The following is a 15,282-nucleotide window of genomic DNA, read 5'->3' on the forward strand; positions in this document are numbered from 1 at the left end:
CCGGGGTGATGCGAAGCATCGACCCCGGAATGACAGGGAGGTTTACGCCGGGACCGGCACGGGACGCCGCGCCACCATCATCGGCCGGAACGTCATCATGATCAGGAATGCGCCGAGCCCCATGATCCACGAGCCGATATAGAGCCAGGCGTAGCTGGCAAACGTGTCGTAGATCAAACCGCCGGCCAAGGGTCCCGTCGCCATGCCGAGGCTGCCGGCCATCGCGGTGCCGCCGATCACGGTGCCCATCATCCGCAGCGGAAAGTTTTCGCGCACGAGCACGGCATAGAGCGGCATGGTGCCGGCGTAGAGGAAGCCGAACAGCGCGGCAACCGCATAGAACGCCGCGAGATCGCGCACGAAGACATAACCGAGCGCCCCGAACGCCTGCGCCAGCAAGCCAAAGACGAGCACGCGCTTGGCGCCAAAACGATCGCCGAGCAGGCCGAAGGCGATACGGCCGCCCATCCCCGCCAGGCCCTCGATGCTGTAGATGGTGACGGCGGCGATCATCGGGATGCCGCAACTGATGGCGTAGCTCACGGTATGGATGATCGGGCCTGAATGCGTGGCGCAGCAGAAGAAATTCGTCAGCAGCAGGATGATAAATTGCGGCGAGCGCAGCGCCTGCACCAGCGTCATATCAGGTTCTGCCGGCGCACTCGAGGCCACGGACGCCCCGCTCTCGAGCGCCGGCGCGCGGCGCACCAGCAGCGAAACCGGAATCATGATCGCGGCAACGACGAGCGCCACGATCTGCATCGAGGTGCGCCAGTCATGGTTCGAGACCAACCAGGCGGCGAGCGGCGACATCGTCATCGGCGCCATGCCCATCCCGGCGGAGACCAGCGATACCGCAAGGCTGCGATGGGTATCGAACCAGCCGGTTACGCAAGCCATCATCGGCGCGAAGATCGCAGCCGTGGCGCCGCCGACCATGAGCCCGAAGATGAATTGAAAAACGACCAGCGAGGTCGCAAGGCTCGCCAGCCCCAGGCTCGCCGCAAGTACGACCGATCCGGTCAGCACCACCGGCAGCGGCCCCAGCCGGTCGGACAAGTTGCCCCAGATCATGCTGGTGAAGGCCATCGCGAGAAAGCCGATCGTCATCGCGCTGGATACGCCGGTCACTGACCAGCCGGTATCCCGCGCGATCGGCTGCAAAAACACCGGCAGCGAAAACATGCCCCCGATCGCGACACAGCCAAGCAGGCCCCCGGCTGCAACAATCACCCAGCGATAGTTAGAATTTGTCATTCCTGATCTCCTGACAGCCTCTTCGGCTGCAAGACGAACGGAATGGGCCGGAGCCGACAGGCCGAGGGCCGCCGCGGCTCACTTTTTTGCGAGCGAGATGGATTCGTTCTGCTGATACATCTGGGCTTCCATATCTTACCGCTTACGGAGCTACGCCCAAGCTCAAATCGCCCGGAGAAAGCAGCGTGCGAGCTACGAGCAACCGCCTAACCGTTATTGGAGCGCCGACAAGCGCCGGGGCATATGCCCCTGGGCAGGAGAAAGCAGCCGAAGCATTTCGACGCCATGGATTGATTCCCGCCTTGGAGCGGGTCGGATGGCAAGTTCGTGATATGGGCGACATTTCCTGTTTTCGTTGGCGCCCGGACCCCGGCAATCCGAAGTCGATGAACCTGGGAGCCGTACGTGAAGCCGCGGGGAGCCGTCGCCCAGCACGTCGCGCGCGCTATGGCGGATGGCGAGGCGGCGCTGGTCCTTGGCGGTGACTGCACCATCGAGCTGGGCGTCGTTGCCGGCGCGCTGACCGACGATGCTTCGGTTGGATTGATCTATATCGATGGTGACGCAGATCTCAACGTGCCGGAAACCGCCGAAGGTTCCCTTGACTGGACTGGCATCGCCCACATGCTTGACCTGCCCGGCGCGCTTCCTGAACTGAGCGGTCTCGCATCGAGGCGGCCAATGCTTCGTCCCTCCGAGGTGCTGCTGTTTGGCGCTCATGAGATTACAGCGCCCGAGTCAAGAACAATCGCCAGCAACAACATTAGACATATTGCTCTGGCGGAGATCAAAGCACACCCGGCGTCTGCAGCCGAACAAGCAAGGGCATGGGGACGCCGGTTTGATCGTCTGCTCGTTCATATCGACATCGATGTGCTTGCGTTCACATCGTTTCCGATTGCCGAGAACGTCCGCTACGGAGCGCGCGGCATCGGTCTCGAGTTGGAGGAGCTTGGCAACATACTTGATATCCTCCTGACTGCACCGAACTGGCGCGCGCTTACCATAGCCGAATTGAATCCAGATCACGCACCTGATGAGACCGCCGCATTTGGCAGCCTCATTGCTATGCTGACGCGGGCACTCGCACCCGTTGCCGCCGATAGGTAGGAACCGCGCGATCGGAGTTACGTACCAGGCCTCCGCGTGTATCCGTGACCTAAGCTTCTCAGCGGTGAACATATCGCAACGTCAACCCACCATTGCTGGTTGGGAAGAAATTGCCATGGAAGCCAAAAGGAATTTGATGGGGGCATTCCGCCCGAGCGATCTCGGTCATGCGTGTTGCATCGAGAACGAGGAGAAACGACCTGTCATTCCGCCCGTCCAGAACGACCGAAAGCAACGCGCCCTCAGCTTCGCTGCCAGCATCCGGCGCGGCTACGAACACCGGCTCTCCCGGATAGCATTCGGGCTCTGCCCACACAGTGCACTCGCCCGTCTCCACATCGATCCGGACAAGGCTGTCGAGGAAATTTCCCGGCTGTCGATTCCCTGTGCCCCAGACCACACGGTAGGGCTCTCCAGCGACCCTGCCATAGTCGACCCGAGGCAGTTCGATGGCGGTAGTGGCGATCTGATTCTTCTGCGCGGTGCAATTTGCGGTGCCGAACGGAACGACATAGCGAGAGAGGGAGCCCACCGCGTCGACCGGCTTACCGGCGCGCAGACGCGAAAGGTAGAGCTGATCGATGATACCAGCGTCGGGGTACGTGACGAGGTCGAGCACGAGTTCGCCGCCTCGCTCATAGGCATTGACATGATGAAAGGCGAAGACCGCTTCGGCTTCCGCCGTGGCGATGCGTCGGCCCGTGTCCTTCTCGACGACCTGGAAGCGCAGGCCGCGCTCCGGTTGCCACCGATAATTCTTGATGAAGGGTTCGCCTCTCAGGAGCAACCGCAAAGGACTGACCACCAGCGGAAACTCCGTCAGGACGAGATAGCGCCTGGTCATCGCGAAACTATGCATGTACGCGGGCCGATCCACCGGTAAATCGGCGATCGTGGTTTCAGCGCCGTTCTCATCCGCCACGCGAAACAGCCGGTACCGACTTCGCCGGCCGAATTCCACCACATAGCTGAACTGACAGCGGCGGGTTGCGTCATGGTGTGGATGAGCAATCGAGATCTGGCCGCCGAGCTGCTTGCCGTATTCGTAATGCCCCAGTGTTTCGAGGGTTTCGGAATCGAACCGCACCGGCAGGGTCGTTTCCGTGAGCGCCACCAACGATCCACCAAGAGCGTTGACGCTGACATTGCAATTATCGGTCGGCTTATCGAAAAACCTGGAGAGCACTCTGCCGAACAGCGTCCGACAGGGGTCGCTCGCAAACTCGCGCCGGCTCAAGCGTCCGGATCGCCGCTGTTCCCGATAGTTCGCCGAATGGATGAACCGATTCGCATAGGAGACCTTGCCGTCGACGAAGGCAAACCGGTGCAGCATGGCGAGGCCGTCGAACCAGTGATTCACGGTTTGCTTGCCGAGATCGAATTTCGCCGGCGCAGTGCGGAGCAACGCGCCCGACAGCCATGCCGGTACGGTGCCGATGACGGGAAGGCTCTCGACCGCAACCTCGCGGTCGAGATCAGCAAAGCCTTTGGCAAACATGGCGGTCATGGCGTTATCCAGATCTATCGTCTAACGCACAGGCGCGCGATTTGGTCCCGCTCGGGCGCCCTCGCCCTCCGTTCTGAGACTAGAAGATGAGGGATCGGTGGGCGGCCACGCCGGCCATGCTTCCGTCTGATACGGCAAGCGCGATCGATCCGGCGGCGCGCGCGACATCGCCACAGGCAAATATGCCGGGAACTGAAGTTTGCTGCTGCTCGTCAACCCCGATGAATTTTCCGAGCGGCCCGTCCTTCAAGTCGCAACCAAGCTGTTCGGCAAGCGGGCCTCCCATGGTCCGGGTAGCCGTGAAGATGCCGGCGAATTCAATCGTGTGGCCATTCGCGAGTTCAACGGTTGGGCGCTCTCCGAATATCCGCTGAACGCGGCTCTCTTCCACCGAGACGCCACGCCTGGCCAAGGCGGACAGTTGCGTTTCGTCCGGGACAAATCTGTTGTTGATCAGTAGCGTGGTTGGCCCCCAGTCGGGCAGCATCATGGCATGATGCATGGAGATCGCACTGGTCGCCAAGACGCCGATCGGGCCTCGTTCGAGTTCGTAACCATGACAATAAGGGCAATGGAAAATCGAACTGCCCCACCGGTCGGCGAGGCCCGGGATATCAGGCAGGACATCGACGACACCTCCGGCGAAAATCAGCCGCTTGCCATGGAAGGTGTTGCTGTGCGTCTCGACGCAAAATCCCGCCTCCGTGCGTCGCACCTTTGACGCCGATCCCTTCAGCGTTGCGACGGTGACATAGCGCGCCAACTGGCTCGTTGCCTCAGCGATAATTTCGCCCGGCGCCACGCCATCACGCCCGAAAAAGCCATGAGAGGCCGATGCAAAGCGGTTGCGTCGCTGACCCGCATCGATGATGAGTACGGTCCGCCGCGCCCGCCCCAGTTGAAGCGCCGCCGAAAGGCCAGCGAAACTGCCGCCGACAACAATGACATCGAAGTTCATGATGATCTCCCATTCTAATCGTAACTATTACTAGTACGATATTGCAGACGCATCAACGAATTTGTTACTGTGTCAGTTGCGGAACCGATGGAAGCGGTCTAAACTACGATGACATCAAGCGAGGTTCCGCCGTGAGCAAGGACACAAGGCTCGCCCGCGTTGCGCATGTCCTGGTTCACATGAGCTTCAACGAGGGCACAGCAACATCTGAGACGATCGCGGCGATGCTCGATACCAACCCGGTCGTCGTCCGCCGCATCATGGGAGCGCTGCGCGAAGGTGGCTATGTGTCCTCGGAGCGAGGGCCGAACGGCGGATGGCGGCTGGAACGGCCGCTCCGTGAGATCACGTTTTTGAACATCTACAGGGCATTCGACCCGGGCTCGCCCTTCACCATCGCAACCAGCGATGATCATCCGAAATGCGTCGTCGAGCGTGCCGCCAACCGCGCTTTGTCGCTTGCATTGTCCGAAGCCACGGCCCGTTTTGAGCAGTCTCTTGCGAAAATCACGCTCGACCAACTACTGCCGAGAAAGACTTAGGGCTGCGGCGACCCTATTCGAGGCAAGCGATATTACTGGCGGCGAAAGATCATCCCGCCGTGATGGAGGGTATCCTTGTCGACGAACTTGCCGTCAGCGGTAAAACCGGTGTCGTCCCAATAATCGATGTGATCGCCCTTGATCTCGTAGCGCCCTTGATAGGCGCTCTTGCGCGTGCCGCGGGCTTCGTCGTAGCGGCCGTTCGGAAGAAGCTCATGGCGAATGTGGCCGCCATCGGTCACCCACATGCCAACATAGGGATGCTGCGTCATTGTTTTCTCCATGGACTGCTGTTCGGATTTGCTGGCTGGTGCGGCCTCGCCGGAAGCGACAGCCACCGATAGTCCGAGGACACAAAGGGATCCCACGATCAGCGCACGACAGGTCATCTCGTTTTCCTCCAAATGATCGGCTGGCGTCTTACTGCTGCTGAGGCACGGGAATACGCCGCAGGACATCTTCGTACGGAGCGAGGTCGAGATAGGCCGTCACATCAGTTGCTTTTCCGTCGTGCATGCGGAAGATCCAGGCATAGCTGTTGCTGTAGCCCCTGCCGTCGTGGGCGACCCCGCTCCCCTCCCAGTGAGCGATCACATGATCGCCATCGGCAAAGATCCGCACGGCTGTTGGGCGGACGGGCCTGGACAATCTCTCCGCGAATGGGCGGACAGCTCGCTCCAGAAAGGCCTCACGTCCCTTGAACTCCCCGGCGCCTGGACTCGATCCTTTGATCCTCCAGATGACATTCTCGGCAAGCACATCGTTGAAGAAGGACGTTCCGCCCGCCGCCCAGCGATGAAAGGCTTCGGCGACCACTCGCTTGTTATCATCTTCCGCCGTGCTCGTCTGACCACAGGGGGCAGCCGTGGTCAGGCTGGAAGCGGTGAACATTGCGGCGCACAGGCACCATGCGAGTGCGCGAGTTGCCAGGGCTCTCATGAATTTCTCCTTTGCTGCTGCAATTCCTTCTCTCAATTCCGCAGGGCGACGGACGCGCCGCCGAAGATGAGCTGCTGAACCATGGGACGGCCCACGAAGCGGATGGGAAAGATCGGGTCGGGCGCACTCGCCTGATTGAGCCGATCGAGATGTTCAGGCGACAGTACGAGCCCAAGGGCACCGAGATTGTCCTCTGCCTGGGCAACTGTGCGCGCACCCATGACAGGCGACGTGACGGCAGGGTTCGCGAGCGTCCAGGCGATCGCCACCTGCGACGCGCTCGCGCCGACTTCCTCGGCCACAGCACGGACCACATCGGCGATTTCGATGGACCGCTCATTGAGGTGGCCGGACGACGCAATGACGCCCTTGCGCGTCGGCGAGATGCTTGTGTCGCGCGAGTCCGCAATATCCGAACGCGTGTACTTGCCGGTCAACACGCCACCGCCGAGCGGCGACCAGGGCAGCACGCCCATGCCGAGCGCTTCTGCCATCGGCATGAGTTCATGCTCGACCGTGCGCTCGACCAGCCTGTATTCGATCTGCAGCGCCACGAAAGGTGACCAGCCGCGGAGATCGGCGATCGTCTGCATCTGGGAGACACGCCAGGCCGGCGTATTGCAGATGCCGATGTAGTGGATCTTGCCTGATCGCACCAGATCGTCGAGCCCGCGCATCACCTCATCGCACTGCGTGGTCATGTCCCAGCCGTGCAGGTAGAACAGGTCAATGCGGTCGGTGTTGAGCTGCCGCAGGCTCTGCTCCACCGAGCGCAGCATATTGAGCCGGTGGTTGCCTCCCGAGTTCGGGTTGCCCGATTCGCGCGCCATGGTGAATTTGGTCGCGAGCACGATACGGTCGCGCTTGTCCTTGATGAACTCGCCGACGATGCGCTCGGAGGCACCGTCGGTGTAGTTCACGGCGGTATCGACAAAGTTGCCACCGCGATCGGCGTAAAGATCGAAGATCCGACGCGCCCCGCCCGCATCGGCGCCCCAGCCCCAGTCCGGACCAAAGGTCATCGTGCCGAGCGCGATTGGGGATACCCGCAATCCGGACCGTCCGAGCAGACGGTAATTATCCAGAGATGTCATCGTCGGTGCCTCCAACTTCTGTCGAGACGCACATACGACAAGGCCATCGGTGAAAAAATTTGCTCAATCGTGACCGGCTTGGTAAGATTGGCTAACCAATGACGACAGACCTGAACCTCGTTTCGGTTTTCCTGGCGGTCGCTGAAGCGAAAAGCTTTCGCGGTGCTGCCGAACGGCTAGGCGTGACGCGTTCGGCGGTGAGCCAGGCGATCCGGCGAATGGAAGACCGGATGGGCGTGGCGCTCGTGCAGCGGACAACGCGCAGCGTCAGCCTCACCGAGGCCGGCGTGCGACTGCACCAGCGCGTCGCGCCAGCCATTGCCGAAGTCGAACTCGCCCTCGACACCGCGCGGGATCGCGACGCCAAGCCGACCGGACAGCTACGGCTCGCGGTATCTTCGATCGCCGAGCGCTTCATCTGCGGGCCGCTGCTTGCGGGTTTTACGCACGCTTATCCAGCCGTGCAGATCGACATCACCGTCACCGACGAGGAGTTCGATATCGTCGCCGAGGGTTATGATGCCGGCGTTCGTCTTGGCGAGGTGATCGAGCAGGACATGATCGCCGTGCCGGTTTCGGGCGACCAGCGCCAGATGGTTGTCGCTGCACCGTCGTATCTGGCGCGCTTTGGCGCGCCCGTACACCCGACCGAGCTTGCGCAGCACTGTTGCATCGGCTGGCGTCCGGCGCCCGACGTGGCGCCCTATCGCTGGGAGTTCGAAGAAGACGGCCGCGAGTTCGACGTCGCCGTCAATCCCAGGATCACGACGAATGACATGTGGGTCATGGTACGGACCGCTTGCGCCGGCGGCGGCCTGACGTTCGGCATGGAGGAGACGTTCAGGCCCTACATCGAGCGCGGCGAGCTGGTGCCGCTGCTGGAGCAGTATTGCCCGCCCTTTCAGGGCTTCTTTCTCTATTTCGCGGACCGACGAAACCTGCCGCCAAAACTGCGTGCGCTGATTGACCACGTGCGATATCGGCCTTGACTATGTCTCATCTGAGGCATACTTTTGTCTCATCTGATTTTGAGGGTTCCCGTGAGCCATCTAGCCGCGATCCTGGCCGGTCTGCTCGGCGTCAGGCCGAAGAATACGGAGACGACGCTTACCCTCGCCCGTTCCGTGGAGAAGGGCCTGCCGGTATCGGCGTTGGACAAATTCGCCGGCCGCGTATCCCCGCAGGACGTCCGTCACTTCACCTATCGTGTGGTGCCGAAGCCGACGCTGGAACGGCGCCGCAAGGAAAAGCAGCATCTCACGACCGAAGAGAGCGACCGGCTCGCGCGTGTCGCAAAAGTATTCGCCTTCGGCCTCGAAGTGTTTCGCGACGAAGCCAAGGTGCGCGATTTTCTCAACCGGCCGCACCCGATGCTTGAAGACAAGACCCCGCTCGAACTGGCCTTGGCAACCGGCCCCGGGGCGGACGCCGTCGTCAACCTGCTGGGGCGTACAGCCTATAGCGGCGGCGTCTAAGCGTGCCGAACAGCGATCGTGTCCTGACATGCTATCGCATCGGGGACCCAGACGGCGCCTACCCCGTGTACGATGCCGAGGGATCGCGCCTCTACCCGGGCCGGTGGAATACGCATACCAGCCCGATGATCTATGCATCCGAGCACTATTCCACCGCCATGCTCGAAAAGCTGGTGCATGCCAATTTGGTGATGCCCGCCAACCAGCACTTCATCGAGATCACGATACCAAACGGCGTGTCGTATGACGTTTTCCAAACTGCGGCGCATCCCGGCTGGGATTCACGCAACGAAACCATCTGCAAGAGCTTCGGCCAGAAATGGTACGAGGAGAAGCGTTCGGCGCTCCTGATCGTCCCCTCAATCCCGGCGCGGCTGGAGCGCAACTTTCTGATCAACCCGGCTCATCCGGAAGCCAGAAACATCGCGCACACCCTGCCCGAGCCGGTGTGGTGGGATGAGCGGCTTTATGGGCGGTAGCTAGTCCGATTCGGCGGAAGACCCCCTGCGCTATTCACCCCCTGCTGTCGGTTTCGTCAATGGAACGATACAACCTGCGCCCCAGTTAACCAGCTCCATGTCGCGGAACGATGAAGTTGTTCCAGCCCGGGAGATCGCCATGGCCATCCACTTCAATCATACGATTCTTTCGACCCACGACAGCAAGGCATCAGCAACCTTCCTGGCCGAGATGCTCGGTCTCCCAGCCCCACGGAAGTGGGGGCCGTTTTATATGGTCACCACCGAAAACGGCGCCAATCTCGACTACATGGATGTCGAGGGCGACGTTAATCCGCAGCACTATGCATTTCTGACCAGCGAAAGCGAGTTTGACGAGATCCTCGGCCGCGTCCGGGAACGGCAGCTTCCCTACTGGGCCGACCCCGGACGAACGCAGCCGGGCAAGATCAACCACCACGACGGCGGGCGTGGCGTCTACTTCAAGGAGAAGAACGGGCATCTTCTTGAAATTATTACCCGCGAGTACGGCAGCGGCGGCTGGAATCCCTGACGGCACGGCTGCCTACACTCTGATTGCGTGCCCCCTTGAAACACCGGCATCGCCGCCACGCATTGCGCCAGCGCTCGGTGAAGCCGAATGAGCAGCTATCGCCTCGCCGCCGCCCGTTCGATCTCCGCGATGTCGATCTTCTTCATCGTCATCATACTGTCCATCGCACGCCTGGCGGCATCGCGATCGGGTCCGTTGAAAATCTCGAGCATCCGCTTGGGAATGATTTGCCAGGAGAAATCCCAACGGTCCTTGCACCAACCGCACGGCCCTTCCTCGCCCCCATTGGTGATGATCGCATTCCAATAGCGGTCGGTATCCTGTTGGCTATCGGTCTGGACCATGAAGCTCACCGCCTCGTTCGGCGTGTAGTTGGGTCCGCCGTTCAGCCCCAGGAAGCGCCGGCCGAGCACGGTGAACTCGACCGTCAGTTCGTCGCCCTGCCCCACGCCCGGCTTGGCGGATGCATGGCCTGCGCCGACACGGCTATCGGGAAAGGTCGCAGCGTAAAACTCAGCCGCCTCTCGCGCTCTGCCCTGATCGAACCACAGGCATGTTACGAGCTCGGTCATCGCGATCTCCTATCAATAACTCACGCCGTCGACTGGCTTCGAGGGTAGCGCCCGGCATCCACGCCACCGGCGAAGCGAGCCTCCCCTGCATTAAGCTTACGCCTTAACCAATAATTAATTATGGCTTTGCGGGCACGAAAGGCTCAGCTTAGCGTTTTGGCAATGCTGCTCAGTAACCTACGATGGGTGAGTGCCATGACCTATAGAACGACGTTTATCGCGTCTCTCAGTGCAGTCGCGCTTGTCCTTGCCGCTGGCGAAACACTTGCCGATCCGGGCGTGGCGCGCGGCGCAGGCGTTGCGCCGTCGCGCCCGGCTTTCCCGGCATTCCCCAAATCGGGGCACCATCACCATCATCACCGGGGAGTAAGTGGTTTCTGGCCGACCGGCGGCGTCGTCTATGGTCTGTCGGATGAGGTCGACCGACCGGTCGTCGTGGAGACTCCGCCACTCAAAACATCGGACGATATCCGCTTCACGTGCGTGTACGATATTCCCTGGGACTATGTACATCGATGTCCGCAGTTCACCACGCCTCGGCAGTAGTTTTGAGAGCGTAGTCCACCGCGTCTCACCGCGCGCTCGTGACGATGGCCAAATATTTTTGATTCCTGGGCTTGACACGATTTCTGAAAATCAGAATTGATTTGCCGGTCATCCCAGCTTGTGACGCGGCCTTGCGTCACCGTTGCAATTGAGTGCAGCGTAATCCCGCTGCAATCCTAGCAAAAGAGACATCTCGCGTTGCCCCCATCGCACCCTCGCGCATCACGTGCGATCCTTCAGTCAGACGCCCATCTCATCGCGGGTCCGGCTTGAGCCGATCGAGTAGGGAGTTCCAGCTCCCTCGCCGCGCACCCTTGCCCCACACAATCTCGAACGTCGTCCGCGAGGCGTGCGGATGCTCCATGGCTTCGACGAACGCCTCTGCGACATCAGCGCGGGCGATCCGGTTCCTAGGCGCCAGTGGCAGGGCGTCCTGCCCGACGAAGACGGCGTGCTCCCCGGCAGGCCGATTGAGCAGGAAGCCAACGCGGATGATCGTGTAGTCCAGGCCGCTGGCGCGAATATTGTCTTCAACGCGCCGGCGCCAGACCAGCGTGTTCCTCTTGAGCAGGTTGATCAGGGTCCCGGCCAAAGAAGACGTCCCGATGCCGATCGAGTTGAGATAGACAAAGCGGCCGTGGAACCCGGCTCGGCGCGCCGCCGCAAGCGTGTCCACCACGCCCTGATAGTCCGTCGCCTTGACTAGGCGCTCCGGCGCGTAGCGCCCGCTGGGCGCGCCTGCGGTGAAAATGATGTGATCCACATCCGCCACCGCGGCAGGGAGCGTCTCCACCTTTGTGAGATCCCCGGCGACGACCTCAAAAGAGTGGCCCAGTTCGGCCGCGGCTGCGGCCGGGTTGCGCGCGAGCACCCGGACCTGATAGCCGCGTTGGTGCAGCAGGCGCGCTATCAGCAGCCCGGCGCCCCGCGTGCCGCCAATAACCAGAACCCGACTCTTTCGGACCTTGCTCATCGGGCCTCCTGCTCAAGCGCTCGCCGCAAGATCCAGCGCATCGCAGCGAAGGCACGTTCGCGATCCTCACCACCCGCCAACACGTCGGCGGTCTCGTGGATGACCGCAAATAGAAGCCATCCTGCTAGCGCCGCATCGGCCCTTGCGAACGCTCCGGCCCCCTGGCCGGCCCGGATGATGGCGGTCAGGCGGTTGATCGGATTGTCGGTAGGCGGCATCGGCCGCCGCTGGGCGAAATCCGTGTGCCACAGCACCGCATGCAAGCCGCCCATCCCGACGATCGCATCGACGAACGCCACCGCCAGCTAGTCCAAGAGTTGTGGGCAGTCTGCTTGTGTGCAGGCTTCGATCTGAAATGGATGAGCGGCATCGAACGCTACATGAGGGCCCCAGCGGAGGTGTAATTATCAGTTTCATCCACGCTGGGGCGCACCTACGCTAGGCTGCGACCGCTGCGATACCGCGTCCTGTGGGTGGGGCATGCTTTGCGTGCCCGCCCCGAGTGAATAATGCTTCGGCCTGTACGGGATCGGCATAATGTCGATGCCCAGCCGACATCCTAGGCGAACAGCAAGTTGTCGGCCGAGAGACGATTGAGCGATTCTCCCAGCAGGAAAATGCTGCCGTTGTCGCCGAAGTCGATGTCGACGCCGGAATTGCGTTGTGTCGCATGCGCAAGCACGTCCTCAAAGCTGTCGACGCCCTCGACATTGAGTGCGATCCGGTCGTCCTTGCCAAACCCCACAATCGCGTCGTTGCCGTCGCCTCCTTGGAACATGAACGTGTCGGCGCCCGCACCGCCCACTATCCAGTCGTCGCCCTCCCCGCCGGCAATCAGGTCGTCGCCCCGGCCGCCGAAGATCTTGTCATCGCCGGTGCCGCCATTGAGCTGGTCGTCGCCCCGGCCGCCAAAAATCTTGTCATCGCCGCTGCCGCCATCGACCACATCCCAGCCGGCGCCGCCAAACACCGTGTCGTCACCCCCGCCCGCCGTGACTAGGTCATCGTCTCCGCGGCCGATGATCAGATCGCGGTCGTCCGTTCCTTCCCGAACGCGAACCGTGTTGATGTGGACTTCAGCGAGCTGGGCGCCCGGACGGGTGAAGTCGGCCGCGACCGGATCAATGAACTCGCCGGCCTCATTGACGCCACCGAGGATGATCTGGTCGCCTTCGCCGACCGGGTTGCCCAGAGAGCCGTTGAATCCGGGATGGAGGTGAACGACACCTAATTCATCCACGCCAGTGTTGGGCGCTGTCTGGTTGATGAAGGCCGCGTCAAGTTCGGTGTTTACTTCGGTGCCTGCGTCCAAAGCATCTTGGCCTGCGAATGCGATTGTCGTCTCGCCGAGGAAGCGACCCTGGGCGTCGAACAGCCGCAACGCCTCATCCGTGCCGATGAACGCATCGTTCGACGGGATAATCATCGATCCGAAACTGGCAAACGGGTTGGAGACACCGTCGACGTCGAGGATGGCCGAGGTGGTCTCCTGCGTCGCGATCGGGCCGGCGGCGCCGGTAACAACCAAACCCTGCCCGTCGGCATCGGCGGCGGTGAGCTCGGTCCCAAGTATCGCGGCGGCGCCGTCCTCGGCCAATTGCTCGAGCCCCGGCGAAGCCGCTTCGCCAACGTTGAACAGATCAAAGCTTCCATCGTGGAAACCGAACCAGACCGGCGTCAAAAATGTGCCGCCCTTTTCGGAGGTATTTTTGATTGTGACCCGGAGATCAGTCATGGACGCCTCCCCTTGACCGTGGGCCCCCAGAGGATCACGTCACTAGTCAGCAACTTCGATCAGATCAAATGACAATAGCTCACGTCCATTCACAAGGCGTTGCGACATACAACCTGACTGACCCATCGCAATGCGTGCCCCTGATCAGCGGGATGCCACAGCAGCCGGCGTGCGACGATCTTTGCGCTTACACCTCTGGGCAGTCTGAGTTCGGCCGCGGCCTCGTTTCTGGCGGTAACTCGTTCTGATGAGACAATACGGTGGATTACGCCGGAGCCTACCATCGGGCCGCGCCACTTCGAACGTGGCGGTGCAGCAGACTTCGGCCTTCGCCTTCTCGCGCGCGATCGCGATCATTTCGCTCATAGCCCGTCATATCGGCGATCGGGTCGCCGGCATATTTGCGCGCACTGCGATCCCAGAACGGCGTATCATTTGCGATAAGAAACATGGTGGCTCCCCCCGGGCGGCTTCTAGCATTGTGCAGGAAATGGAAACGCTGACGGCGGCGCAGGTCCGTGGGTGGGTTCGCGAAAGCGTAACCCGCCGTTCACGCGTTCGTCACAGTGAGGCTGGTACTTCAGTTGCCGCTCAGCTTCTCGCGCGTCCGGTCATGGATTTCCGTGACCTCCGGCGCCGGACGTCAGGCTACCAAGTCGCGAATAAGCGAGCCGTTACCGCTGGCGTGGTGTTTGACGGGGGCTGCTCCTGCACCATGCTTTTAGTAATCTCAATAGTCCTGGCATCGGCTGGGAAGAGCATTTCCAACGCGAGCTCGGCCAATGTCACATCATTGGGTGTGCCGAAAACGGTCACGGTATTCAGGAATGACACCGTGCCCAGGCGTGTAGCGATACGAAGTGGTGTTGCCAGACGCTGCGATGCCTCCAAGCCCCCGGGCGGCTCGGAATTGGGCGGAACAGGGTAGGCCGCTATTTCTGCATGCAATCCCTGAACAACCGGATCGGCCCGCGTCTCGATCTGTTGACGAAGGACGCTCAGAGAGTGCGCGCGCCATTCCACGAAATTCAGGATGCGCGGACCCATTCCGGAAGGATGCAGGAGGAGACGCATGGCGTTGACCGGAGTGCGCAAAAGCTCCGCCGAACAACCTTCGTAAAGCTGTGGAAGCGCCGCATTCGACAATACCACGTTCCAGTGCCGATCGACCGCGAAGGCCGGGTATGGCCGATGAGCCATCAGCACACGATCAATGGCGCTCTTTGCCGCCTCCAATTCCGTGAGCGCGCGCTCCTCGAAGGCGGGAGCAAAGCCCGCGGCGAGCAGCAGCTTGTTCTGATCGCGAAGCGGCAGATCCAAATGTTCGGCAAGTCGCAGGATCATTTCACGACTGGGCTGCGACTTGCCGGTCTCAAGACAGGACAGATGCCTGGTCGAGCTCTCCGCTGCGTGCGCGAGGTCGGCCTGCGTCATGCGGCGCCGCTCGCGCCAGCGCCGGAGAAGGATGCCGAAAGGGAGCGGATAGGCACTCATCGCGCGAGCCTAGCGCCGACCCGGCTGTTCTCAATGACCTCAGAGGTCAAGTTGGCTGCGCGGAACTGC

The 15,282-nt window shown here is 61.6% G+C and carries 18 protein-coding genes; 7 read left to right on the forward strand and 11 right to left on the reverse strand.

The window, feature by feature from the left end:
• Nucleotides 1-42: 42 nt before the first annotated feature.
• A complete protein-coding gene (locus tag YUO_RS0106660) occupies nt 43-1,257 on the reverse strand; it encodes an MFS transporter (protein WP_028346568.1) in 1,215 nt (404 codons plus the stop codon).
• A gap of 405 nt (nt 1,258-1,662) precedes the next feature.
• Between YUO_RS0106660 and YUO_RS39955 the strand changes: the two genes are divergently transcribed.
• Entirely contained in the window at nt 1,663-2,367 is a 705-nt protein-coding gene (locus tag YUO_RS39955; RefSeq protein WP_156908498.1) for an arginase family protein, read from the forward strand.
• Nucleotides 2,368-2,425: 58 nt separating this feature from the next.
• Here YUO_RS39955 and YUO_RS0106670 read toward each other — a convergent pair whose 3' ends face one another.
• Nucleotides 2,426-3,874, reverse strand: a complete 1,449-nt coding sequence (locus YUO_RS0106670) for a carotenoid oxygenase family protein (protein ID WP_028346569.1) — start codon at nt 3,872-3,874, stop codon at nt 2,426-2,428.
• 79 nt (nt 3,875-3,953) lie between these two features.
• On the reverse strand, nt 3,954-4,832 hold the full coding sequence (locus tag YUO_RS0106675) for an NAD(P)/FAD-dependent oxidoreductase (RefSeq protein ID WP_028346570.1): 879 nt from the start codon (nt 4,830-4,832) through the stop codon (nt 3,954-3,956).
• 131 nt (nt 4,833-4,963) lie between these two features.
• Here YUO_RS0106675 and YUO_RS0106680 point away from each other — a divergent pair, with 131 nt between their 5' ends.
• Nucleotides 4,964-5,374, forward strand: coding sequence for an Rrf2 family transcriptional regulator (locus tag YUO_RS0106680; RefSeq protein ID WP_028346571.1), 411 nt, complete (start codon nt 4,964-4,966; stop codon nt 5,372-5,374).
• A 32-nt stretch (nt 5,375-5,406) separates the two neighbouring features.
• Here the strand turns inward: YUO_RS0106680 and YUO_RS39960 are convergent, their stop codons facing one another.
• From YUO_RS39960 to YUO_RS0106695, 3 genes are read right to left on the reverse strand one after another with little or no spacing between them, the layout of a single operon-like run.
• Nucleotides 5,407-5,763, reverse strand: a complete 357-nt coding sequence (locus tag YUO_RS39960; RefSeq protein ID WP_035725946.1) for an Atu4866 domain-containing protein — start codon at nt 5,761-5,763, stop codon at nt 5,407-5,409.
• A gap of 31 nt (nt 5,764-5,794) precedes the next feature.
• Nucleotides 5,795-6,313, reverse strand: a complete 519-nt coding sequence (locus YUO_RS39965) for a nuclear transport factor 2 family protein (RefSeq protein WP_035725948.1) — start codon at nt 6,311-6,313, stop codon at nt 5,795-5,797.
• Nucleotides 6,314-6,345: 32 nt separating this feature from the next.
• On the reverse strand, nt 6,346-7,407 hold the full coding sequence (locus tag YUO_RS0106695; protein WP_035725950.1) for an aldo/keto reductase: 1,062 nt from the start codon (nt 7,405-7,407) through the stop codon (nt 6,346-6,348).
• 98 nt (nt 7,408-7,505) lie between these two features.
• On the opposite strand from YUO_RS0106695, the gene YUO_RS0106700 reads away from it, so the two are divergent.
• From YUO_RS0106700 to YUO_RS0106715, 4 genes are all read left to right on the forward strand, one after another.
• A complete protein-coding gene (locus tag YUO_RS0106700) occupies nt 7,506-8,396 on the forward strand; it encodes a LysR family transcriptional regulator (protein WP_028346574.1) in 891 nt (296 codons plus the stop codon).
• A 51-nt stretch (nt 8,397-8,447) separates the two neighbouring features.
• Nucleotides 8,448-8,882, forward strand: a complete 435-nt coding sequence (locus YUO_RS0106705) for an antitoxin Xre/MbcA/ParS toxin-binding domain-containing protein (RefSeq protein WP_028346575.1) — start codon at nt 8,448-8,450, stop codon at nt 8,880-8,882.
• A gap of 2 nt (nt 8,883-8,884) precedes the next feature.
• Complete coding sequence (locus tag YUO_RS0106710; RefSeq protein ID WP_035725953.1) at nt 8,885-9,361, forward strand: RES family NAD+ phosphorylase; 477 nt, start codon at nt 8,885-8,887, stop codon at nt 9,359-9,361.
• Nucleotides 9,362-9,500: 139 nt separating this feature from the next.
• Nucleotides 9,501-9,893: a VOC family protein gene (locus tag YUO_RS0106715; RefSeq protein ID WP_028346577.1), complete on the forward strand. Its 393-nt coding sequence runs from the start codon at nt 9,501-9,503 to the stop codon at nt 9,891-9,893.
• A gap of 95 nt (nt 9,894-9,988) precedes the next feature.
• Here YUO_RS0106715 and YUO_RS0106720 read toward each other — a convergent pair whose 3' ends face one another.
• A complete protein-coding gene (locus tag YUO_RS0106720) occupies nt 9,989-10,465 on the reverse strand; it encodes a VOC family protein (protein WP_028346578.1) in 477 nt (158 codons plus the stop codon).
• 195 nt (nt 10,466-10,660) lie between these two features.
• Between YUO_RS0106720 and YUO_RS46015 the strand changes: the two genes are divergently transcribed.
• A complete protein-coding gene (locus YUO_RS46015; protein WP_156908499.1) occupies nt 10,661-11,011 on the forward strand; it encodes a hypothetical protein in 351 nt (116 codons plus the stop codon).
• A gap of 253 nt (nt 11,012-11,264) precedes the next feature.
• On the opposite strand, the gene YUO_RS39970 is transcribed toward YUO_RS46015, so the two are convergent.
• The 4 genes from YUO_RS39970 to YUO_RS39985 form a co-directional block, all read right to left on the reverse strand.
• Nucleotides 11,265-11,984, reverse strand: a complete 720-nt coding sequence (locus YUO_RS39970; RefSeq protein ID WP_051379260.1) for an SDR family oxidoreductase — start codon at nt 11,982-11,984, stop codon at nt 11,265-11,267.
• A complete protein-coding gene (locus tag YUO_RS0106735) occupies nt 11,981-12,283 on the reverse strand; it encodes a hypothetical protein (RefSeq protein WP_028346579.1) in 303 nt (100 codons plus the stop codon). The genes YUO_RS39970 and YUO_RS0106735 overlap by 4 nt, the downstream gene beginning before the upstream one ends.
• Before the next feature lie 260 nt (nt 12,284-12,543).
• The gene (locus YUO_RS43635; RefSeq protein ID WP_051379261.1) at nt 12,544-13,719 is read right to left on the reverse strand and encodes a spondin domain-containing protein; all 1,176 of its coding nucleotides are present in this window, start codon (nt 13,717-13,719) and stop codon (nt 12,544-12,546) included.
• Between the two features lie 648 nt (nt 13,720-14,367).
• Entirely contained in the window at nt 14,368-15,213 is an 846-nt protein-coding gene (locus YUO_RS39985) for a helix-turn-helix transcriptional regulator (RefSeq protein WP_051379262.1), read from the reverse strand.
• Between the last annotated feature and the right edge of the window lie 69 nt (nt 15,214-15,282).

It is taken from the genome of Bradyrhizobium murdochi (genome assembly GCF_000472965.1).
In the GTDB taxonomy this organism is placed as follows: Bacteria; Pseudomonadota; Alphaproteobacteria; order Rhizobiales; family Xanthobacteraceae; genus Bradyrhizobium; species Bradyrhizobium murdochi.

Coding starts and splice junctions, on each gene's coding strand:
- YUO_RS0106675 (WP_028346570.1), bottom strand. CDS start 4,832: ATGAACTTCGATGTCATTGTTGTCGGCGGCAGTTTCGCTGGCCTTTCG.
- YUO_RS39965 (WP_035725948.1), bottom strand. CDS start 6,313: ATGAGAGCCCTGGCAACTCGCGCACTCGCATGGTGCCTGTGCGCCGCA.
- YUO_RS39970 (WP_051379260.1), bottom strand. CDS start 11,984: ATGAGCAAGGTCCGAAAGAGTCGGGTTCTGGTTATTGGCGGCACGCGG.
- YUO_RS0106700 (WP_028346574.1), top strand. CDS start 7,506: ATGACGACAGACCTGAACCTCGTTTCGGTTTTCCTGGCGGTCGCTGAA.
- YUO_RS0106720 (WP_028346578.1), bottom strand. CDS start 10,465: ATGACCGAGCTCGTAACATGCCTGTGGTTCGATCAGGGCAGAGCGCGA.
- YUO_RS39960 (WP_035725946.1), bottom strand. CDS start 5,763: ATGACCTGTCGTGCGCTGATCGTGGGATCCCTTTGTGTCCTCGGACTA.
- YUO_RS43635 (WP_051379261.1), bottom strand. CDS start 13,719: ATGACTGATCTCCGGGTCACAATCAAAAATACCTCCGAAAAGGGCGGC.
- YUO_RS39985 (WP_051379262.1), bottom strand. CDS start 15,213: ATGAGTGCCTATCCGCTCCCTTTCGGCATCCTTCTCCGGCGCTGGCGC.
- YUO_RS46015 (WP_156908499.1), top strand. CDS start 10,661: ATGACCTATAGAACGACGTTTATCGCGTCTCTCAGTGCAGTCGCGCTT.
- YUO_RS0106670 (WP_028346569.1), bottom strand. CDS start 3,874: ATGACCGCCATGTTTGCCAAAGGCTTTGCTGATCTCGACCGCGAGGTT.
- YUO_RS0106695 (WP_035725950.1), bottom strand. CDS start 7,407: ATGACATCTCTGGATAATTACCGTCTGCTCGGACGGTCCGGATTGCGG.
- YUO_RS0106660 (WP_028346568.1), bottom strand. CDS start 1,257: ATGACAAATTCTAACTATCGCTGGGTGATTGTTGCAGCCGGGGGCCTG.
- YUO_RS0106715 (WP_028346577.1), top strand. CDS start 9,501: ATGGCCATCCACTTCAATCATACGATTCTTTCGACCCACGACAGCAAG.